Annotated in this window: 3 protein-coding genes; 2 read left to right on the top strand and 1 reads right to left on the bottom strand. The window is 75.5% G+C overall.

Going from position 1 to position 24,024, the window contains the following annotated elements:
* Positions 1 to 37 precede the first annotated feature (37 nt).
* A complete protein-coding gene (locus ABT345_RS21345; protein ID WP_351323053.1) occupies positions 38 to 22,729 on the top strand; it encodes a protein-glutamine glutaminase family protein in 22,692 nt (7,563 codons plus the stop codon).
* 224 nt (positions 22,730 to 22,953) lie between these two features.
* Complete coding sequence (locus ABT345_RS21340; RefSeq protein ID WP_345085859.1) at positions 22,954 to 23,382, top strand: YbaB/EbfC family nucleoid-associated protein; 429 nt, start codon at positions 22,954 to 22,956, stop codon at positions 23,380 to 23,382.
* A 67-nt stretch (positions 23,383 to 23,449) separates the two neighbouring features.
* Here the strand turns inward: ABT345_RS21340 and ABT345_RS21335 are convergent, their stop codons facing one another.
* Positions 23,450 to 24,022, bottom strand: coding sequence for a dihydrofolate reductase family protein (locus tag ABT345_RS21335; RefSeq protein ID WP_345085857.1), 573 nt, complete (start codon positions 24,020 to 24,022; stop codon positions 23,450 to 23,452).
* Between the last annotated feature and the right edge of the window lie 2 nt (positions 24,023 to 24,024).

Here is a 24,024-nt window from a genome sequence, read left to right as displayed (position 1 = left end):
TTCCTTTTCCGTTCTTCCCCACCCAGGTGATGTCGCCATGTACGAGCCCGATACGACCGTTACCGACAACATCTACGCCCTCGGCAACGCGTGGATCGATTTCGGCGACATGCTCTGGGAGAAGATGGCCGCGATGGACTCCTCGGTCCAGGGCGTCCAGTGGAGCGGCGACGCCCATGAGATCGCGGTCACCTGGGCCTGGGGCCTGCTGCGGGAGGGCAAGTTCAAGCCCGCGGTCCAGCACGCCTGGGACGTCGGCAACGCCATCAACGCGTACGGGGACTTCATCAAGGAGGTGCAGGCCAAGGAGTTGCACGCGGCGCGGATGCAGGCGATCAAGCTGATGCTCGTCACGCTGCTCCCGCTGCTCGCCGTCGTGGCCCTGGCGGTGCTGCTGCCGCTGGGCACGATCCTGGCGGCGCTCACCTCGGTGCTGGAGGCCATGGGCGTGGTCATGGAGGGCATCGCCGTCGCCGCCGCCTACGCCGGCGCCATCGCGATCGACGTGATCTTGAACGTGGTGGTGCAGCTCGGCGCCGACATCGGCGCGCAGGCCCTCGCCGCCGCGGTCACCCACACCGACATGCCGGACTTCGGCAGCAAGGAGTGGTGGAAGCACGAGGCCCTCAACCTCGGGCTCGCGGGCGCGGGCAGCCTCCTCGCCCCCGGTCTGAAGGGGCTGGGCGCGCTGCGGCGGGGCGTGGGCGATCTGACGCGCGGTCCGAAGCTGGCACCGCCGAAGTTCGGCCCGTCGAACTCGTTCTCGCCGAAGGCGGGACTCGGTCATCTCGACGGCAAGGTCGTCAACAAGATGCCGGACGTGCCGGGCGGCACCCTCCCGAACCGGAACAACCTCCTGCCCCCGAAGGCGGACACGGTCCGCCCCGGCGGCGGGCTGCCCCGCACCGAGATCCCCCTGAACGCCGAGCCCCACCCGCCGGTGGGCCCGCCGCGCGAGAGCGGCGGGAGCGTCCCGCCCCGCAATGAGGTCGTGCCGCCGAACGGCGCCCGGTCCCCGGGCGAGGTGCCCCACCAGCCGAACGCCGGCCCGGACGCCACGCACGGCCCGAACCCGTCGCGGACCGACCCGGCGTCCGCGCACGTCCCGACGGGCCGGAACGCCCCGCCCGCCAAGGGAACGCCGCTCCCCGAGGAACGGCCCGGCGGCGCCCCCGCCGACCGCCCCGAGCAGCACGGACCGGGGACGACGCCGCAGAAGGACGCGCCGACGTCGTCGCGGACGGCGGACGAGCACGCCGAGATGCCGCCCGTGACGCAGGTGAACGAGCGCGGTGCGCACAACCCCGGCGCGCCGGGCAAGGGCGTGCACCACGTCGGGCAGGAGGGCCTGGAGAAGGTCCCGGGCAGGGCGCACCTGGATCCCGTGCCGCCCGGCCGCACCCCCGCCGCCGACGTCCCGAACGCCAACGCCCCGCGCCAGACGCCCCACGACGCCCGGACCGGCGACCTCATGCCCCACGGCGCCAAGGGGACCGACACCACCGGCGCCCCCGGCACCGCGAAGAACCAGGACCTCACGGGCAATCCCGGCAACGCCAAGGCCCAGGACCTCACCGGCACCCCCGGCAACCAGAAGGCGCAGGACGTCACCGCGCCTGTCACTAAGGACGCCAAGCCCGTCGGGGAGAACGGCAGGCCGCAGCAGACGGCGCGGCCCGAGCCCCACGCCGCGGCCCCCGAGGGCAAGGCCCCGGCCGAGAAGTCCGCTTCGGTGTCGCACTCCGGGGACAGGGCGTCGTTCGAGAACAAGGCGGCCGGCGACCGCACGGCCACCGGCTCGTCGAAGGAACTGTCCAAGGACCTGCCGGCCAGGAGCGAGGGCAACGCCGCCGCCAAGAACGAGGGCCACGCCGCCGCCAGGAGCGACGGGAACGCCGCGACCAGGAACAACGCCCGCGCCGAGGGCGGGCAGACGCAGACCAAGGCGCCGGCGGAGCGCCCGGAGAACACCTCGGCGTCCGCCGGCGGCAAGGGCGACCGGGCCCACGACGCGGCGGCCGAGGGCGTCCACTCCGGCGACCGCACCCAGCTGTCGCACACCGCGGACGACGCCGTCCACCCCGGGCCCGGTACCGGGGAAGGCGCCGGTGCGCCGCACGCGGGCAGCGGTTCCGGCGCGGGCGCGGCCGGCCGGACGGAGCAGTCCGGCGCCGCCGCCGCGAAGGAGGCGGACGCCGCCAAGGAGAAGGCGTGGGCCGCCGAGAGCGACGCGCTGAAGAAGAACACCGCCGAGCGGCTGTCCACCGCCGAACGGGTCCAGAAGCTCGCCTCCGACGAGCACTTCCACGAGGGCGGACGGAAGCTCCAGGAGAAGTTCACGGACACCACCGGCTCGTCCAAGGCGCTCCGGTCGCTGGACGACGTCGAACGGCAGAAGGTCTTCGACGAGTTGGTGGGGGACGCCCGCGCGAAGTTCGACGAGCTCTTCGGGCCGTTCCGGGAGGGGCGCGACGTCCGGCCCGAGGCGCTGGCCAAGGCCGAGCAGCAGTGGAACAAGGAGCTGGACAGGCTCGGCGACACCGTCCGGGGCCGCGCCCAACTGCACAAGCTCCAGGTGAAGTTGGACGCACGGATCGAGACGAAGGTCGCCGAGGCCCGCAAGCAGTGGCGGGCCGAGGGCCATGAGCCGGACCTCGTCGACCGGTCCGCCAAGGAGTACGAGGAGGGCCTGGGGCACGTCGCCGAGGCCACGTACGGCGAGCTGAAGGCGAAGCCGCACTGGCAGGTGAGCAACAAGGGCCAGCGGTTCGACCAGCTGGCGGGCCAGCTGCGCAAGGGGCTGCCCGAACGGCTGGGCCGCGAGCTGGAGTTCCACGCCACGGCCGGCAAGCATCTCGACGCCTGGCAGGAGTTCGGCGCCGGGCTGAGCGCGGAGGAGCGCACCGCGCTGCACGACCGCTACTCCCGCGGCACCCGGGAGGCGTTCGGCGATCTGGTGGACAAGGAGGCGGCCAAGCTGCTCGCCGCCAAGCAGCGCCTGCGCCCGTTGGCCCGGCTCACCGCCAAGGAGCAGCAGCTCGCCCACGATCTGGCGGTCAAGAAGTGGCCGGTGCGCGAGGAGGAGCTGCTCAAGCGCCTGGACGCGGAGATCCAGGCCGGCCAGGACCTCCGGCGCTTCATCGACGATCTGCCCACCCGCCAGCTGGACAAGGGCCTGCCGGACGGACCGCACGGCCCCGGCCGCACGGAGCTGACCGACAGCGTCCACGCCTCGCTGAAGCGCGACGCCGAGGCGCTCCTGGACGACCTGCGCGGCAAGCCACTGGAGACCGGCGCCCGGGACATCGAGAGGTTCACCCAGGACGGGCTGTCGAAGCTCAACCGGAGCCTGGACGAGCGGTTCCGCTTCGAGCGCGGCGTCCAGGAGCGGTGGCACGCCCACCAGCGCCCCGCCGGTGACCTCGACGCCCCCGGCACGCAGGTGCGCACCTGGCAGAACGAGCTGCGCCACCACGCCCTCGCCGACGTCCGCAAGGGCCTGGGCACCGACTACTCCCCCACCCACGTCGACGATGCGCTGAACCGGCTCGATGCGTCCCTCACCGACATCGGCAAGGCGGCGCCGGAGCTGCGGGCGGGCGCCGAGCGGCTGCCGGAGGCCACCGCCGGCGCGAAGGCCGCCTGGGACGAACTGACCGCCGGGCGCCCGGGGTTGCACGCGCCCACCGCGGACCGCATGTGGTCACAGTTCCATCAGGACTGGATGTCCGGGCACGGCAGGGTCTGGTCGGACGGGCGGCTGGACGGCATCCCCTGGCACGCCCCCGAGCGGGCCCCCGAGGTCCCCTACGACGCCGCGCGGGCGGCCGAGCACCAGCAGGCCCGAGGCCGGCTGCTGGACCACTACGAGACCGTCGTCGACATGGCCGGGACGCAGGAGCGGCACCTGTCGCGGCTGGCCGAGGACGTGCGGCGCGCGGCCCGGGAGTGGCAGCCGCCGCATCTGCGGTTCGAGGGCGCGGCGCACACCGCGGAGCGGGCCGCCGAGGCCGCCCGGAACGCGGCCGGGGCGGCCCGGAAGGCGGCCACCGCGGCGCAGGAGGCCGCCGGGGCGCTGGAGCGGATCGCGGGGAAGGGCGGCCGGGGCGGCGCGCCGGGCCCGAAGTCGCTGACCGCCGAGGAGCGGGCCGCCGCGCCCGGCCGGGACACCGTCCCCGCAGGTCACGAGGTCGGCGAGGCGCCGCACGGCGATGTCGCCAAGGTCCAGGAGGCGCGGGGCGCGGCCCGTGCCGCCGAGGACGCGGCGGGGGCGGCGCGGGAGGCGGCAGCGCGCGCCGCGGACGCCACGAAGGCGGCCCGGAAGGCCGCCGAAGCGCTCCCGGACGGGAAGGGCGGCGCGGCGCCGTCGGCCGATGCGCCGGCCGCGGCCCGGGACGCCGCCGCCGAGGCCCGCGAGGCGGCCGGGGCGGCGGAGCGGGCCGCCGCGCGGGCCCTGGACGCGGCGGGTGGCGCGGGCGACGCCGCGGCCGCCGCCCGGCGCGCCGCGGCCGCGGCCAAGGACTCCGGGGCCCACCACTTCCGGGACCTGATCGGCCGTGACACCGCGTGGGTGCCGGGCGCCGATGACATCAAGGCGGTGGTGGACGACGTCGGCGCCGATCTCCGGCGCGAGTTCGACCGGCTCATCGAGCTGCCCGAACCGGGCCTGGCGAAGAACGTCGACGGCGACGCGCTGCACGAGTCCCTGTCGCGGCATCACCGGCAGCTCATCGACGAGCTGCCCACCCGCTTCGACCGGCGCTACCGCGACGGCGACTGGTACCCGACCGCCGACAAGGCCGTCGACGACCTGCTGGCGACCCCGGAGTTCCGCCGGGACCCGCTCCCCGACGACCTCGTCCGCACCGTCAAGGCCCGCTACGCCCAGGACCTGGCGGCGGCCCGGAAGGCGGGGGCGGACGGCGGCGCGGTCGGCGGCGTCCGCGAGCGGCTCGACTTCGCCCGGCAGGCGGAGCGGCAGGTAGACGACCTGATGAAGCGGTACGACATCGGGGGCGACACGGACCTCGCCGGGCGGAACGTCACCCGCGACGAATGGCGGCGCACCACCCGTGAGCAACTGCTCGACACCTACCGCGACATGCGGGAGCTGCACGCGGCGGGCGTGGAGGCGCGCGAGGCGTCCGACCTCGTGCTGAACGGTGCCGCCCGGAAGCTGGAGGAGCAGCTGCGCATCGAGCGGCAGCTGCCCGGGCTGCGGAAGCAGCTGGACGAGGTGGCGTTCCGGCACGATGTGGACGATGCGGTCGCCGAGGCGGCCGGCCGGAGCCTGGAGAAGGACCTCAAGGCCGCGGTGGACGACGCGTTCGGCGCCTACCACGCCGGTGCCGAGGCCGATCCGCACGCCGCCGGGCGCGCGGCGGGCCACGGCCGCAACAGCGTGGCGGCGCTGACGGGCGAGCGGGGGCTCGCCGGGCGGCTGCGCTACCACGAGGAGCTGAACGCCCACCTCCGTGACCTGCGCACACAGGCCGACGGCAAGGATCTGCTCCTCGATCCGGTGACCGTCGAGCGGGTCCACGACAAGCTCGCCGCGGAGCTGGAGCGGCTCGCCGACACCCATCTGGGCGAGGTGCGCACCGGCCGCTCGCCGCTGGCGGGCGGGGAGTTGGACCCGCGCGTACGGCAGTGGCGCCAGGACGCCCGCGCCGCCCTGGACCGCTTCGACGCCGAGGCGCAGATCGACGAGGCCCGGCAGTCGGCCACCCGGGAGGCGGGCGAGGTCTTCGAGGCGACGTTCGGCGACGGGCTGATCCACCACGTCCCGGCGCACGGCAAGTGGTCCGGCGACGACGGGGTGGCCGCCGCCTTCCGGCGTGACCGGGTCGCCCTGGACGACCACTTCCGCCACCCCGGCGCCGACGATCTGAAGACGTGGCTGGACGCCGAGAAGAACGGCGCCGACGACTTCCAAAAGGGCCTGGACCAGGCCCGGGCGCAGCGGCAGCAGCCGCGCCCCGCACCGGACCTGACGGAACCGCAGCCGAAGCAGAGCGCGCCCGCGGGCACCCGCGACACCGCGAACGTCCCCGTCGACAAGGACGCCCCGCACGGCTCGGGCCGCGACCTGACCGGGGAGCGCACGGCCCCGGAGCAGCCGCGTACGCCGGAGCACGCGCAGGACGGCCCCGGGGCGCAGCAGCAGGTCGCCGAGGCCGAGCCGCTGGAACGGAACTCCGGCCGGCGCACCCAGGAGCAGAACGCCGGCGAGATCCAGGAGCAGGCCGTCCAGGAGCAGCCCGCGCAGGGCCCCGGCCACACCCGCGAGCAGGCCCACGGGTCGCCGGAGCCCCACACGGCCGGGTCGCAGGGCTCCGACCGGCTCCAGCCGCAGCTGTTCGTACCGGAACACCCGTCGCCGGGCCGTGCGGACGAGCTGCTCCGGCCCTGGGAGTACGGGGAGGAGCTGCACCGGCGGTCCTGGAAGTACTACGACTCCCATCTCCGCCCCGACCACTGGGACCGCAGGTTCGAGTCCACGCGGCAGGCCGGGCGCCTCGACGAGGAGTTCAGCAGCCGCTTCGCCCGCGGCGTCCGGAGCGGGCTGACCGAGACCGCGGCCGCCGAGGCCGCCGGGCGCGCGGTGGGCCCCGCGTACGAGCGAGCCCGTGCCGCCTGGCTGAAGGAGCAGGACCTGCGCTCGGAGGTCCGGGCGATGCTCCGGCAGGGCCCGCTCGCCCCCGACCGCGGCCCGGCCGGCGGCCTGATCACGGAGAACGACCTCACCCGCGGCCGGCACCACTGGGACGAGCGGGCCTCGCAGTGGTACCGCGCCCAGCTCACCCGGCTGACGGACGCGTACGTGGCGGCGCACACCGCACCGGCCACGGACGGTCAGGTCCGGCAGACGCCGCAGGAGTGGAACCGCACGGTCCGCGCCGCCGCGCAGCGGCTGAGCGCCCTCGCCGCCCCGATGGCCGCCCTCGTGGACCGGTTCACCGCGTACAGCCGCTCCTACGAGTTCGCGCCGTACTCCGAGTGGAGCGCGGCGACCGAGGGCTGGTTCCGGGCCGAGCAGCACCTCGTCCGTGCGCAGGCGATCGAGGCGCTGGAGCGCGATCCGGGCGCCCTGGCCGAGGTGCAGAGGACGTACGCGGAGCGGATGGCGGTGGTGCGGCGCGGCGCCGAGCTGCGCGAGCACCCGGAGCTGCTCGACGGGGCGCCCGCCCCGGCCACGCCCGTCCCCGCGCACGGGGAGTCCGATGACTGGCGGACGCCGGTCATGCACGAGGCCGAGCAGGCGCTCCGCACGGCGTACGACGAGCTGCTCGCCCGGGAGAGCGCGGAGGCCGCGCACCGGCGGCAGCTGCGCGAGAGCGTCGAGGAGTGGGCGCGCGACGGCGGCCGTCCGCTGTCGCCGCAGCAGGCGGAGCAGCTGACCGACGAGATGTCCCGCATCCGCGAGGACGGCGCGACGCCGGAGGAGCTGCGGGAGTCCGCCGAGGACCGGATGACCCTGGAGCGCATGCGCTCCAGGGCCCGCGCACTGGGGCGGGCCGCCTTCGACGACGCCGTGCGGACCTGGAGCCGGACGCTGTCCGCACCCGGCGCCGCGTCCCCCGCCTTCGTCCTCGACGAGGAGCTGATCGCACGGGTCGCGGCGGCGGAGTGGGAGCTTTTCGAGAAGCGGCTCGACGTCCACGTCCGGATGACGTTCGCCGCCCCCGCGGACGCCCGGGGCACCCGTCTGTCCGCCAACAGGACAGCCGGGATACAGCAGTTGCGCGGCCTGCTCGCCGAACTCCCCGACGCCCTGGACCTGCGGGCCCTGCGGGTTTCGGAACTCCGGCGTGCCGGTGCGGAGTTCGACGCGGCCGTGGCGGCCTTCGGCGACCGGCCGACCGAGGAGCAGCGGGCGCTGCTCGCGTCGTTCGGGGTGCGGGGCACCACGCTGTCCGAGGCCGGGCTCGACGCCCTGCGCGAGCGGCACCTCGCCGCGCTGGACACGGCGTTCTCCCGGAATCTGCGGCCGGACACCGTCGCGGCGGCGCGCGGGGAGGACCCCGAGGCGCTGGCGCGGTGGCGGCAGGCGTACGCGGCGACGACGGCGGAGCTGCCGGTGCAACTGGCCCGGCAGGCCGCCCGCGAGGCCGTTCTCGCGCGGACGCTCACGGACGTCACGGCCGCCGCGGCGGAGCTGGGCGGGGAGTCGGAGGCCGCGCGGGCGTTCCTGCGCCACTTCCCCGCGCTGACGCCCGAGCGGGCGCTCGCCGCCGCCGTGGCGACGGTGCAGCACGCCACCGCCACCGCGGTCGACGCGGCGTTCGAGCGGGCCCTCACGGGCGATGCGGCGAAGCGGACCCTTGCCGGCTGGGAGGCCACGTACGCCGGGCTGGCCGGCGGGGACGTGCTGCGGTCGCGGCTGGTGGCGGTCGCCGCCAAGGCCGCGGCGCTCGCCGGGGCGCAGCAGGAGTTCGCGGAGGCGCTCGCGGAGTGGCGGGCCGCGCACCCCGGGCGGACGCTGACGGACGAGGCGGCCGAACGGGCCGCGGCCGGTTTCCGCGAGCGCGCGGCGGCCGGCTTCGACGCGGCGTTCGCCGGGGCGTACTCCCAGGTCGCGGAGGTGTCCGGCGGCCTCGTGGACTGGCAGCTGCGGTGCGCGCGGCTGGTGGAGACCCTCGACGCCCACCTCCGCTTCGAGGCGGAGGTCCCGGCCGCGCTGAGCGCCGCGGGCGCCGCGTTCGACACCCTCGCCGGCCCCCACCCGCTCGACGAGACCACCCGTGCCCGCCTCAAGGCGCGCTTCACCGACGCGCTGATGACCGCCTACCGCCGGGTGTGGGCCCCGCACGACCTCGCGTCGTCCTGGCACCACGACGACGCCGAACCGGCGTCCGCCGCACAGTCCGGCTCCACCGCCGTGGACGGCTTCGCGCTCGGGGACGGAGCGTTCCAGGAGGAGTTCGCTGCCGCGCAGGACACGGCGCAGGACACGACGCAGGACATGACCGTCCCGCACCCGGTGCCCTCCGTGTCCGGCCTGGCGCGGCCACTGACCCGCTCCCAGGCCGCCCAGGAGGAGCTGGCGGCGGCCACGGACGCGGTGCGGCGGGCCCGGGCGCAGCACCCGGAAGCGCCGGAACACGCCACGTCCGAGGAGCTGTTGACGCAGGTGGAGCGCCGCTTCACCGCGGCGCGGGAAAAGTGGCACGCGGCGCTGACCGACGAGGCGGCCGTCGCGCTGCGGGCGGCCCGGGGTGACGCCGAGGGCGCCGCGGCGGAGCTGCGCCGGGCGTCCGCGGCACGTCGGGAGGCGCTCGACGGCCTCGCGGCGGCCGACCGGGCGCACCGGCAGGCGCGGGCCGTGCTGTGGCACGAGGCGTATGCCTACGCCGAACTGCTGCGGGCCGGGCGGAACGCGGCGAGCGACACGACGGACCGGGCGCCGGACACGGACACCCGGCAGCAGACGGCCGCCGCGGAACCGGAGAGCGCGAAGCGGCGCCTGGAGCAGGCGCGGACCGCCGAGCGGCGGCAGGCCGCGCGGCTGCGGAAGGCCGGACAGGAGGCGCAGCGGGCCGACCTGGCCCGGACCGCGGCCGAGGAGGCGTGGACGGCGGCGCGGCAGCGGCTGGAGGCCGCGGCGTTGCGCGCCGGACTGGCCCCCGAGCAGGCGCGCACCCCGGCCGCGCCGGTCCTGGGCGAGTGGCTGATCCCGCTCCCGGCGCCGCTCGCGCCCGCCGCGGCATCGGCCCTCACGGGCGCGGCGCCGCGCCCGGCGACGGCGGCCGCGCCGTCGCCCGTCGCGGTGGAACGCGCGCTGGAGAGCGCCGAGGACCATGTCGCCGCCTCGCTCGGCACGGCCGAGGAGTACGCGCAGGCGCAGTCGGAGCTCCAGGCGCGGCTGCGGGAGTACGACGCGCTCATCGGCGCCGACCGGCGGGCACGCAGCGCGAAGCAGCCCGTGGACCGGACCGCCCTGGACGACCTGGACGAGGCCCTCACCGCGGCACGCGCCCGGCTCGATGCGGCCTCGGCGGTCCTGCGGGACGCGTGGATGCGCCGGGACCAGGCGGAGCGGGCGGCGTTCGCCCAGCTCACCGCGGTGGAGGAGACGCTCACGGCCGGCGCCGTGGCCCCGCAGGCCACCACGCCCAGCTACGCCGACCTCTTCGACGGAGTCGCCGGCGTCCCACAGGTCCAACCGCCCCACCAGCCCTTCACCGCCGCGCCTCTCACCTACGCCGACCTCTTCGACGGAGTCGCCGGCGCCTCACAGGTCCAACCGCCCCATCAGCCCTTCACCGCCGCCCCCCTCACCTACGCCCAGCTCTTCGACGGCGTCTCCGCCGCCCCGCAGCAGCCGGCCTTGACGCCCGGCCAGGGGCTCCAGGCGGTTGCGCCGGCCCCGGCGCAGGCGCTCGTTGCCCAGCCGGACCCGGTGTTCCTCACCACGCTCGTGAGCCGGCTGCAGGCGCCGGTCGTCGACGCGGCCGCGCTGCACGCATGGCTGGCCGGGTACGCCCGGCCCGCCGACGGCTTCGTCCTCGACGCGTTCGACCGCGAGTTCCACGCTCTGACCGCCGCCACCCTCCCCCGCACCGTCGCCGGGGCCCTGGTGCGCAACGCGCTCGGCCCGGCGGACGCCGTCCAGGTCCTTCAGCACTTCTACGGCCCGGCGGCGCAGGACGACCCCTGGGGCATCGATCTGCGGTATGTCGCCGAAGGGGTGCCGCTGGAGCGGCTGCCGCAGGTCCAGGCGTTCGCGCTGCGGCTCGGCCTGTTCCTGCAGGCCGGGCTCGCCCACCAGGCGCTGGACATGGTCCGGCATCTGGACCGGGATCTGCGCACGATCTGGTCCGTCGACGACGCGTTCCAGGAGCTGTGGCAGGACAGTCTTCGAACCGCCTTCCGGAACCACGCCGCGCAGATCCCGGAAGCGCAGGTCAGGCACGTGCTCGGTGAGGTCACCCGTCAGGAGCCCGCGTCCGAGGCGGAAGCGCAGGCGTGGTACCGGCAGTTGACGGACCTGGAGTACCAGCATCCGCAGCTGGGCCGGCGGCCGTTGCCGAACCGGCACCCGGAGGACGGGTGCTACCTGCGGGCGCACATGATCGCGATGCGCCTCCAGCAGTGGAACGCGCGCGTCTACAAGGTCATCGCCGCCCGCACCGGTCCGCTCCTGGGGCTGGAGACCCGGAACACCGAGCACGCCGCCCAGGAGCTGGGCACCACGGCGGTGCGCTGGAGGTACCACATCGCCGCGGCTGTTCGCGTCCGCGCGGCGGACGGCACGGACCAGCTCATCGTGCTGGACCCCGCCCTAGAGCTCGGGCCGCTGCCCGTCACCCGGTGGCTGGCGGAGATCGGCATCGATCCGCAGAGCGGGAGCCAGCGGTTCATCGGCTCGCTCCGGCAGGTGCGCGACCAGATGGCCGCGGATCAGCAGCAACGGCCCGGCCTTTGGCACTCGGTCCGCAATGTGCTCTATCCCGCGGCGGGCCGGTCCGTCGTGGTCATCAGCGAGGCGGCGGCATACTCGTACGCCGCGCTCCGGCATCCGCAGGTGGACTCGTTGCGGAACGCGGACGCCTACCACCGGGGCTTCGGCACGACCGCGCTCGACACCCATACGGACCGGCACATCCACCGCACCCGGCTGCGGGCCGCCAGGGACGGCGTGGAGCGCGACTGGGGCGGCGACACCGCCGCGGCGCAGCAGTGGGCCGCGGACACCTACGACGCACTGCGGCGGGACCAACTGCTCGATCCGGGCAGCGTTCTGGCGCTGCGGCTGCGCAGGATGCTTCCGGCGCAGCATCCCGATGCCGCACCGGCCGTCGTCGTCACCGAGCAGGACCTCGCCCAGTTCCTCGGCCTCAGCACCGACGAGGTCCTGGCGGACACGGTCTGGGACCTGCCCGCCCCCCTCCCCCAGGGCCCCGTGTTCTCCCGCGCCGTCGCGGAGGAACCGGCCGGGACGATCGGCGGCTGGTTGCGGAACACCGGCGCGGCGGAGCGGGAGGCGGCGCTGACCCGCCGGTTCCGCACGGTCATCGGTCCCGGGACGGACGGCGAGGGGCATCACTTCAGCCACTCGATGCTGGACAGGATCGAGCAGGTCCTCACCGGTCTGCCGCGGCGCGACGTGGAGGAGAACCCGCAGCTCAAGGCCATCATCGACGACTCCTCGGGGACGGCCGCCAGCACCTACGACTACGGCGACCGGACGCTCCGTATCGCCCGCCCGTTCCAGATGCCGTCCTGGATGTACACCTCGCTGGGCCGCGGCAACGCCACGCTGCGGTGGGTGATGGACCTGGTGGCGATGTCCGACTACCCGGGGCTGACCACCGCGGAGATCCTCGGGCTCCGCGGTGCGCCGCGTCATGTGATGGCCGGTGTCTCCGATGTCCTGGCGCGCGGCAACCTCGTCACGTGGACGCTGCGGCACGAGGTGGGCCATTCCGTCGACGCGCGGACACGGTGGGCGCAGGAGCACGCGACGGAGGACATGTTCGGCGGCTGGCAGTCCTACGCCACCGACTACGAGCTCGACGAGGTCGCCAGGGCGTTCCTCGCCCTGGCGGAGATCACCGCGGAGCAGGTCGAGGCGGTCTCGGGCGCCGGCGCGTTCGAGCGCCTCGTCGGCGAGGTGTCGTCCCGTATCAAGCCGGTGGGGTCCGACGGCCCGGATCCGGAGCGGATCGCGCTGATCCCCCGGCAGCTCGCCGGAAGCGACCCGGAACTGCGCGGAAGGCTGACGACGATGACCGGCCTTCTGCGGGCCGCGATGGCGCAGCCGTGGACGCGGGACAACGGCGGCGCCGCGCTGCTGGCGCACGACGGGCGGATCTTCCAGGTCGACAACCAGACCGGCGGCTGGATCAGCTATCTGGCCGCGGCGCGTGCCCACGCGGTGTCCAACTACCAGTTCTCCTCGGCCGCCGAGTGGTTCGCCGAGGCGTACGCGGCCTACCACGACCCGCGGGAGATCGACCCGCCCCGGGAGCGGCTGCACCCGGACGTCCGGGAGTGGTTCCGGCGCGCGGCCGAGCCGCCGACGCTGGAGGTCGACCCGGCGCACATCGGGGGCGCCGAGCTGACGCTGACGACATCGGAGGGAGTGGCCTTCGACGCCGCCGACATCAGCAACCTCGTCATCGTCGCGCCCGGTTCGCTGCTGCCGACCGGCCGGTCCTACCTCGTCGCCGGCGACGTGCCCGAGCGGCTCCTGACCCACACCGATCTCGACCTCACCAATCTGCACTTCGCGCACTTCGCCCCGGAGCAGCAGACCGGCGTCCCGGACGGGAACGGCGGGCAGGTCGTCCGGTACCGGGTGCGCGCGAGCGACCTCGACACGGTGCCCTGGAAGGCGGGCGACCCGCTGTATCTGGCACTGCTGCACGGCGAGAAGGGCTGGCTGACCGTTCCGGTGAACGGCAGGCCCGTCCGGGTGTCGGGCACGTCCTTCGGCCGGATGCTGCGGCGGCGGGACAGCGTCGCCGCGCTGAAGGCACGCGCGGGGAACAAGGCGTGGATCGTGCTGGCCGCCTGCGAGGCGGCGGCCACCGACGAGGCGGGCGACTCGGTCGCGCAGCAGATCGCGGACGCCACCGGCATGAACGTCGCGGCGCCGACCACCAAGGTGGCCGCCACCCCGCACGTCAAGGAATTCAGCTTCCTGCTCTACCACGACGCCCAGGGCAACCGCGGCGAGTGGCGGACGTTCACCCCGCGGAACGCGGCGGCCAAGGCCCTGGTGCCGCCCGCCGTCATCGACGTACCGCGGCCGGTGCCCCGGCCCGACCAGGCGCTGGGGCAAGGCCTCATCGAGGAGGCGGCGCGGAGCGAGGATGAGGCGGTGCGCCGGCCCGCCGTGCCGCTCGACCGGGCCGCCCTCCAAGACCGGCTCGACACGTACGCCCGGCGGGACGACTGGGACCAGCTGCGCAGCCACACGCTCCAGCCGCTGCCGAAGGGCCTGACGGTCGGCGGCAGCCACAGTGCGACGGCCGTCGTCCCGCAGCGGCTGCACTTCGTGTGGCTGGGCGGCCGGATGCCCGCCGGCACCTTGGACAATCTGCGCGTCTGGGCGGAGCACGCCGCCGCGTCCGGCTGGCAGCTGAACCTCTGGCTCGACGACGGCGCCCGCACCGCCCACGACGGGCTGCTCACCGGCGATCTGGCCGGCATCGCCGTCCGCGGCATCGACGACGCGACCCTCTTCGACCGGTTGCCGGCCGAGGTCCGCGCCCCGGCCCGCGATCTCGTCGCCTTCGCCCTCTCCCGCGGCGCCTACGCCGTCGCCGCCGACGTCGTCCGCTACGGCGTGCTGTGGCACCAGGGCGGCATGTACCTGGACGTCGATGTCGCCCCGGGCGCGTTCACGCTGCCCACCGAGGAGCTGCGGCTCGGCACCGGCCTCCCCGACCTGCCGCTGCTGGGGCCGCTGCTCCGCGACGAGACCTCGTTCACCAAGATCCGTAACGCGCTGCTCGCCGATGGATTCGCCATCGGTACGAGCCGTGCGGAGCAGCTGGAGAGCGTGGCGCGCTACCGCTACGCCCGCGGCGACCACGGCAACGGCCTCATCGTCACGCCGCCCGGCACCGCCTTCCTGACGGCGCTGCTGACCCATCTGCCCGTCATCGACGTGCCACCGCTCGCCCCCGGCGAGGACCTGGCGGCGTGGGCGATGGTCCACTCCGGCAAGCTGACCCGGTACCAGCACCTCATCGACTCCGGCTCCGCGATGACCGGCCCGGAGTACCTCGTCAACGTCGCCCGGCGGTACGCCGAAGGCCACGACCTGCCACCGGGCGCGCAGCACCGCCCGCTCGACCCCGCTCTTCGCGACCGGTGGCTCCCGCTCCGGTGGCTCGCCGACGCCGGCCACACCGGCGCCGCCGGGACGGCCCCGGCCGCCGAGCGTCCCCTGCTCGCCCCGAAGCAGCAGGCGGAGCTGGCCTACCGGTTGCGGCCGCGCCGCACCCTGGTCGACCTCGTACAGCTCCGGCCGCAGCAGCCGCTGACGCTGCCGGAGTTCCTGCGCGCCGGTGACCTGGTGGCGCTCCACGACGCGCTCTTCCCCGTGGCGCGGTTCGGCCCCGGCCGGTCCCTCTCCCGGCTCATCGCCCTGCGCCGGCTGACCGACCTCGCCGAGGCCGGGCACGCACCGCGCCACCTGACGCCGACGGTGCTCGACGGCCTCGTCCGGCAGGTCTTCCCGCACACCACGGTCGACGCCGGCAGCCGCCGGCTGCTCGTCGCCGCCGCGCAGGACGCCAAGACGCGGTGGCAGCCCCTCACCCCCGAACGCCTCCGCCAGGCCGGCGAGCGCCACCGGGCCGCGGGCTTCATCGACGTCGGCGTGCCGCAGGCCCAGTCACCGGCCGCCCCGGTCCAGGTGCCGGGAGCGCCGGCGGCCGGTCCGGCGCAGCCGCCGGATCTCCTCGACCGGTGGCACACCCGGCGGTACCACCTGGCCGCCGTGGCACGCGGCGCCGGGCCCGCGACCGCGGCCTCGGAGATCGCCGAGCGGCTCCGGACGGCCGGGCCGGGCGCGACGTCGCTGGTGCGCTTCGCCGCCGCGCGTCCCCCGATGCGCGCGGTCAACGTCGACGGCCGGGTGCTGTGGACCGAAGCGGGCGGCTCCCGCTGGCATGCCGATCCCGCCGCGCTGCTCCCCGCCGGACCGGTCACCGTCGACTCCATCGACGTGGGCGCCGACGGCAGGCTGCTGACGGCACCGCCCGCGCCGCTCGGCGAGGACGCCGGCCTCTTCCCCGAGCTGGTGGCCGACCTCGACGCGCTCCGCGCCCTCGCCGCCGCGGCCCCTGCGTCCGGCACCTTGGATCTCCTCCCCGCCGCGGCCATGGCCGAGGAGAGCGCCGACGCGTACGACGACCCCGATGCCGAGCTGGTCCGCGACGTCGTCCACCTGACCTATGAGCTGCCCGGAGGTCCGGTGGCGGGGGCGGCCGGGGAGACGGCCGCGGAGCACGGCGACGCGTCCGACGACGGGACCGGTCTCGTCGAGGAGAGCGTCGAGGAGGTCTACACGCTCACCCGGCCCGCCCCGGTCCAGGCGCAGCAGTCGCTCGCCTTCCCGGCGGCCCAGGAGAGCCGGCCCTACGAAGAGCTGCACGTGACCTTCCCGGAGGCGCCCGTACCGCCGGTCGGCTTCGGGGTCACGGCGGCCGCCGGGCGGTCGGCGCAGTTCCCGCTCGGCCTGTTCGGCTCCGTCGTCGCCTTCGGCGACACCCGCTTCGACGGCACCGTCCTGCCCGGCGGCCCGCCCTCCGGCGTCCTCGGTGACCTGGTCGCCTCGCTGCTGCCGGCCGCGGACGAGATCGGCGCGGCGCTCCACGGCCGCCTGGCGTCCTCGGTACGCGCCCAACTCGGCGCGCATCTGGACAGGTTGGGGGCCAACAACCTCTCCCGGCGGCTGGTCGACGGCGGGCTGACGCTCACCGTGCCCGGCGGCTCCCGGCGCGCCGGACACACCGTCCGCGTCCGGCTGACCGGCATCCACCGCCACCGCGCCACCCCCGCCGCCTCGCCCTACCTGCCCTACGGCGAGAAGCTGATCGGCCCGCAGGAGGCGACCACCAACCGTTCGACGGGCAGTGCGGAGAACGCCGGCGCGTCCGCCGGTCTGAGCGCCGCCGTCAAGGTGCCGCCGGCGCCGGGCGGCGTGCCGGTCACCCCCAAGGCGGGCGCCGGCCTGTCGTCGTCCCGCTCGTACGACCAGAGCCGGAGCACCAACGCGTACACCAACCCGTCGCTGGGCTACAGCGGCGAGCTGACGCACTTCACCTTCGGCGGTGTCCGGCTGGAGGTCACCACGGCGGGCCCGGGGGTGCCCGTGCGGGGCCGGACGCGCTCGCGGGAGGGCGCGCTCCTCGTCGCCTTCCCCACCGAGCTGACGGATCCGGCCACGAACCGCACCGGCACGCCATGGCACGCCACGCTGCCCGACGCCGCGCCCGACGCGCTGCGCCGCCGCTTCACGCAGGAGGTCCTGCGGTTCTTCTCCGTCGGCCAGCACATCGGCGGTCTGGGGCGCCTGCGCGACCAGGTGATCGACGCCTACCCCACCGACGCCCGGCCCGGCAGCCCGCTCCACGAGTATCTGCACCACCGGCTCGGCGAACTGAGCGTGCTGAACGACCTCGCCCGCGTCCTGAACGGCGGGATGACGCTGCCGCCGGTGCCGCTCGGCGGTGGCCGGACGTTGCAGGGCGGGCTGGCGGGGCAGGTGACCGGCGTCGAGCGGATCGGCGACGCGAGCACCCTGCCGACCGTGCTCAACCTGCGCTGGCTGGAACTCCAGGGCGCCTCCGCCACCACCGGCGGCGGCTTCTCCGTCACCGCCGGCGGGACCACCGGCCCGGGCACCGCCCTGCCCGCCCTCCAGTTCCCGGTGACGCTCGACGCCGGTACGTCCACGTCGTTCAGCTCCGCGGGCGACACCGGCGGCGGGCGCTGGCACAGCGTCCGCTTCAACGGGCGGAGCGTGCCGTTCCTACTGACCGTCCGGCTGACGGCCGGAGTGCGGCCGCTCGGCGACCGCCTCGGCCGCGAGTTCCGGGAGACCGTCGCGGTCGTCGTGCGGGTGCCCGAGGAGCTGGCCGGCGCCTTCCAGGACGCGCTGGGCCGCATCGTGGCGGACGAGAGCCTGGGCCGCCTGCCCCACGCCCCGCTGCCGCTCACCTACCCGCCGCAGGCCGACGCCCCGGCGCCGGTGATCCCGCACGAGCTGACGCAGCCGACGGGCAGTTCGGGTCTGTACGGCCCGGTCGGGCTGTCCGCACTGACGCGGCACGGGCACCACACGGACGTCCGCGAGCAGCTGCGCGAGCAGTTCCTGCACGAGCGGCGGTCCACCGGCGCGCCGGAGTGGACGGCGGCGGAGCTGGTCGCCCTGGAGACGTTTCTCGACACCCACTTCCACACCCAGTCGCTGGGCGCCCGCTTCACCGAGCTGTTCGGCGACCGGGACGCGTCCGCCGCCCCCGAGGAGCAGGGGCTGCGCCGGACGTTCCTGCGGCCGCTGGCCGATGGAGGGAGCGAGGCGGTCCACTTCCGGGTGCGTGCCGAGCGGGTGCCCGCCGCGCCCGGGGAGGCCGTCGCACCGCTCTCCGCCGTCCCTCTGGCGCAGGCCGGTTTCGACCTGTGGCCCAGCGCCATGCGGGACTTCGCCAACTCCCGGTCGAACGGCTCCCAGCTGGCGCTGGGCGTGGGCGTGACGAGCGGCTGGGGCCCGCACGCCGGCCACGGGAGCGAGATGAAGCTGTTCTCCCGCAGCCACACCGCCAAACAGGGCCTGACGTCCTACGGGTATCTGCTGTCCGGCCTCAACTACGCGGGCCCCGCGCACCAGTTGACGTACCGGGTGCGGCTGGTCACGTCCGTGACGGTGCGGAAGGTTCCGGCGCCCGGCCTGACGGGGGCGGCGCACCGCCTCCTTCGCGCGGTGCGGCCCGGCCCGGGGTCACCGGCCGGGCGGACGGCCCCCGCGCGAACGATCGAGGGCGAGGCGCGCTGGCTGATCCCGGCGACCGAACCGGCTCCGGCCGCGCCGGTCACCGCGCCCGGGCCCGGACCGTTGACCCTCACCCAGCACGACCGGGTGCTCGGCGTGTCCGGTACCGCCGCGGTGCGCGGGCGCGCCCTGGAACTGCTGACGGCGCACGGCGTCCCGCCCCACCAGGCACGGGCGCATCTGGAAACCGCCCTCACCCACGACCAGTTGGTGGCGGCGCTGCACACCGGCGCGGGTTCGGCGGTCACCCAGGTGGTCCTGGACGGCATCCTCACCAACCGCCGGGTCCGGCTGCTCTTCCGCGCGGAGATCACCGATGTGGTGGACTCCGGCGAGCCGGTCACGCTGTCGACGATGGACCTCGCGGAGTACTCCACGGGCTTCTCCGACGTACACAGCACCACCACCAACCACCTGAGCCACTCCCACTCCGCCACCTTCTCCGGCGGTTCGGGGGAGATGACGGGCGGGCTGGGGTACGGGCTGTCCCTCTCCCCGAGCAAGGGCCGCAGCCTCGCGGAGATCACCAACGTCAGTCCGGGCGGCTTCGTGGCGCGCACCGCGCTGCCGCACCGCCCCCGCACCGGGCGGGTGGTGTGGCATCTGACGGTGCAGACGAAGAACGTCAACCGGTTCGGCGACTGGTCCCCGGCCGTCGAGCAGGATCAGGTCGAGGTCGCGCAGGGCATCACCTTCCTCACCCCGCAGTGGCCGGCCGCCGGCCCCGCGGAGGAGTGGACGGTCCCGGACACCCTGCCGGTCACCGCGCTGCCCCCGGCGTCGGTCAGCGAACGCTTCCTGCCGTCCGCCGACGAGGACGCGTTGGCGGCGGCTCAGGAGCACGGGCACGACCTGGAGAGCCCCGTCACCCTCACCGAGACGGTCATGACGGAGGTCGGGGCGCTCCTGGCCGCCCACGCCACGGCCGCCCTGGACTCCCAGTGGACGCCGCAGACCCCGGGCACGGCGCTGCCCGGCACCCTGGACACGATTCTCACCCCGCGCACCCTGCACGCGATGGCCGACGCCATGGCGGGCGCCGGCACGGTGCTGCACACCACCGTGCCCGGGGCGGGCCACACCACCCACCTCCAGCTGGTGTTCCGCCTCCACCGCGACCCCGAGGGACGAGGCGCGCACTTCACCCACCGGCTGGCGCCCGGCACCGTCAGCCGCTACACCCAGTGGAACACCCGCCAGGAACTCGGCAGGAGCCGCGGCACGGCCACGGGCCACTCGCTCACCCCGGCGTTCCCGGGCGGCTCGGCATCGCTGAGCCATACGACGAGCACCTCGCAGAGCCTGAGCACGAGCGTGCTGACCCGCCGCCACGACGGCTACACCGTCTCCGGCACCCTGGCCACCTTCCGGCTGGACGGCGTGCTGGAGATCGGCCTCCACCGGTCGGTGGTGCCGTCCCGGGGCGTCACCACCCTCAGCCTCGACCTGGCCCGCCGGGCCACCCACGCCTTCCAGGCGATGAGCCCGGGCCCCGTGGCCACCGGACGGGTGCGGCTGCGTGAGGAGATCACCTTCCCGCTGGAGCAGCTGCCGGACCAACCGCCCGCCGCACGGCGGCCGCAGCCCGTCGCCAACCGGCTGGTCACCCCGCATCCGGACACCGACCTCGCGCGCGCCGCCCGCTTCGCGATCACCGCATCCGAGCTGTCCCGCAGGTCCGTGAGCGTGGTCGTCAACCCGGACGCGGTACGGCAGTTGTTCGACCAGGTGACGGCGGCGCTGCGGAGCTACGGCGCGGAGCCGGGCGATCTGGTCCGCGCCGGGCAACTCTCGCGGGACGGCCTGCACCGCTGGTTCGACCCGCACGTCCTCACCCGCCATGTGCAGCTCCACGGCCTCACCGCCACCCCGGCCCCCGTCGGCCCGGCGCTGCGCGGACCGGGCGGCCCGTTCACCGACACCACCGGGGTGCTCTCCCTCGCCGTGCTGCCCGCCGCGCGGGGCGCCTCCCTCGGCTGGCGTCCGGGGACGTCCGAGCGCAGCGACTACGGCTCCCAGAACAACGGCATGTCGTCCGGCACCGGCCTGGGGCAGAGCCTCTCGGCCGGCTGGGGCCAGGGCGTCGCGCCGGGCGAGGACGGGCAGGCGCCGGTCGCCACGGCGAGCGGCGCGCTGTCGCTCGGCCACTCCGCCGGCCAATCGGTCAGCGGTTCCGGCTGGGCGATGAGCCGCGTCGACGGCGCGGCGCAGACCACCTTGTGGCACACCCATGACTTCGCGGACGCCTACGTCAAGGTGGTGCTGCAAGGCGCCAACGAGCGCGGCGCGCTCCGCTACGGCGGCGCATGCCTCACCCTCGTCTTCCGGGTGTCGGACCTGCTGGCCCTGCGGTACTCGCCGGAGGCCACCCTGCTGGGCCTCGGCGACGTGCGACGCACCGCCGTCCCCACGCCGTCCGGCCGTTTCGTCCCGCCGCGGAACGCGGCGGACCGGCAGGACCCCCTGCTTCTGGACCTGGTCCGGGCCCAGCAGATCCCGGCCGTCCCCGGCGTTCTGTTGTGGCGTGTCCGGGCGGTCGACGACACCACCGTCCTCGCGTACGGCGAGCGCCTGACGCACGAGGAGTTCGAGGCGGCATACGTCCACGACGAGCCGGCCGCGGACCCGGCCACGGCGGCGTACACCGTGACGTGGGGCGAGACCGGTCCGGACGGGTACGTCCACGTGTCCGTGCGGGTACCCGCGGTCGACGCGGCGGACGCCGACGCCGAGGAACCGGACACGCCGGACGTCTCCCTCCCGGTGGCCGCCGGGCAGCCCGTGCGGAATCTCGCCGGCGCGCTGGCGCTGCCGGCGGAGGCGCTGCCGGACCTGGTGGCGCTCACCGAGCGGCTGGGCGAGGTGCCGTACGGGCTGCTGAGCCCGGGCCTGACCGGTCGGGCGGCGGCCGGACTCGTCCGGCTGGCACGGGAGTTGGGCACCCTTCCGCAGGCGTTGACCGAGGTCGCGGAGGCGTACCGCACCACTCCGCAGGAGCTGATGGCAGCCGGCGCGCGGCGGTGGACCGGGCTCGTCTCCCAGATCCTGCGGTGGCCCCCGGTCATCGGCACCGACGCGGCGGCCGAACGCAGCCGGGCGGGCCGGGACCACGCGGTCACACGCGTGCTGCGGGCACTGTTCCTGGGCGGACCGGCGGCGGGACACGCGGTCGCGGAAGCCGTCCGGCGGGCACAGCGCGCGGAAGACCTCGCCGCCCTCCCCCCGCAACCACAGGACCGGCTCACCGGCGAACGGCGCACCGCGTTCCTCGCCGGTGGCTCCGCATCGAGCAGCGGCGGCGGGAGCACCTCGCTCCAGGGCACGGTCACCGTGCCGGGGCCGGAGCGGTTCGTGGCGCCGCCGGTGGAGGAGTTCACCCAGCTCCTGCCGCAGAACGTCCAGGCGGCGCAGCCACGGACGATCACACCGCGGGCGGCACAGGCGACCGCGCCGCAGGCGCCGGCGGTGCCTCCGCGGACCCTGCCCGCACCGGCGCCACGGACCCGGCCGGCCCCGGCGGCGCAAGGCCGACCGGCTCCAGCCGTTCAGGACCAGTCGCAAGGCCGGTCGCAAGGCCAGAAGTCCGCCGCCGAGCGGACGCCGGACCTCCGGGCTCCGGCGCCGCTGCCGCTCGCCAACCTGGGCGCCGCACCGGCGCACACCCCCGGCGCCGCCCAGGACACGGCCCCGGCCGTCCCCGCTCCCCTGGTGCCGCTCGTCGTCGACCAGGAGCTGGTCCACGGGCGGCTGCTGGTCACCCGGTGGGTCCCCGCCGGCGCGCCGGAAGGGGCCGGCGCGGCGCTCGGCCGGCTCCGCTACCGGATCGGCTCCCTGGACACCGAGGCGCTGACCGCGGAGCACCCGGTCGCTCCCCTGCTCGCGACGGGCGGCCGGGGCGACGGGCGGCCGCCGCGTGTCCTGCATCTGAGCGGGGCGGTGTTCTGGGACGACTCGGACGCCCCGGACGTCGTCCGGGCGCTGGTGCGGCGGGTCGCGGCGCTCGCCGCCGACGGCGGCGTCGAACCCGGCGCCGATCTGGTGCTCGTCGAGACCAACGGGGCGGTGCTGACCCCCGGGACGCTCGCGGAGTACGGCTTCGCGCGCCTGGGCGACAGTGCGCTGTGGCACCGCACCGGCACCGATCTGGTCACCTCGATGACGGGCACGCCCCGCCCGGCGAACCTGGTCGTCGAGAACTGCGAGTCGGCGCAGTAGCCGGCGGGCCGGGGCGCTCCGCAGGGGGCGCCCCGGCCCGGTCCACGGTTCCGCCGCCGGGGCGGAGATCCCCAGAACGGGGACCTGGGCGGGCTCCGGCCGAGGCCGCAGGATGGCCGTGGACCGCCGCCGTCCCCCGCCCGCCCGCGGCCGCGGTACGCCCGCGCGCCCGCCTGACGGCCCGGTCCGCGCCCTTTCCGAGCACTCCCCGAGGAGCCCCCGTCATGGCCGACAGCCCGTCCTTCGACATCGCCGCGCTCACCCAGCGGATGCGCGATCTTCAGGGGAACCTGGCGAGCCTGGGCGGACTGAAGGACAGCGCGATGACCGGGCACGCGCGCGGCGGGCTGGTCACCGCGAAGGTGGACTCCGACGGGATGCTGACCTCGCTGCGGGTGGATCCGTCGGTCATCGACCCGGACGATCCGCAGTCGCTGGAGGAGATGGTCGTCACGGCGGTCGCCGCCGCGCAGGCGGCGCTGCGGGACATGCGCGCGAAGCAGGTCGGCGAGTTCACCGAGGGCATGCTGAGCCTGGCGGACGGCCTGCGCACCGAGAACCAGCACTACCGGGACTCCCCGCTCACCGATCCCCTCCTCTCCCGCGCCGCCACCTCGCCCTCCGCTCCCGAGGGCGGACCGGCGGCACGCTGAGGAGGCGTCCGGCGGGGCGCCTTCGTCCCCGCCGGACACGCCCCGCCGGACGCCCGCTACGGCGTCGTCACCGCACCACGTCGAAGACGTTCAGCTGGAGCCCGTTCGGATACGTCGCGTGCTCGGTCAGCGTCAGCTTCCGGGTGGGCTGGTCGGCGGTGCTGAACAGGCGCTTGCCGGCGCCGAGGAGCAGCGGGAAGACCAGCAGGTGGTAGCGGTCGATCAGCCCGGCGTCCGAGAGGTGGTGGTTGAGGGTGGCGCTGCCGTGGACGATGATCGGGCCGCCGTCGGTCTCCTTGAGGGCGGCGACCTCGTCGAGGGAGCGCAGGATCGTGGTCTCGCCCCAGTTCGTGGCCAGGGCGTCCTCGGCGAGGGTGGTGGAGACGACGTACTTGGGCATCGCGAGGTAGCCGGCGAAGTCCGGCACGTCCGGCCAGATCGGGCTGAACGCCTCGTAGCTGACCCGGCCCAGCAGCAGCGCGGTGGCCTCCTCCTGCTCGCGGCCCTTGATCTCGTACGCCTCGGGCAGGAAGTCGACGTCGTTGAACGTCCAGCCGGAGTTGCGGTAGCCGGGCTCGCCGCCGGGGGCTTCCACGACGCCGTCGAGTGAGACGAAGGCGGTGCTGATCAGCGTGCGCATCT

The sequence above is a fragment of the Streptomyces sp. NPDC000404 genome (assembly GCF_040300365.1).
Classification (GTDB): Bacteria; Actinomycetota; Actinomycetes; order Streptomycetales; family Streptomycetaceae; genus Streptomyces; species Streptomyces ramulosus.
Note: the sequence above shows the minus strand (reverse complement) of the source record. Positions and strands in the feature narration are given on the sequence as shown.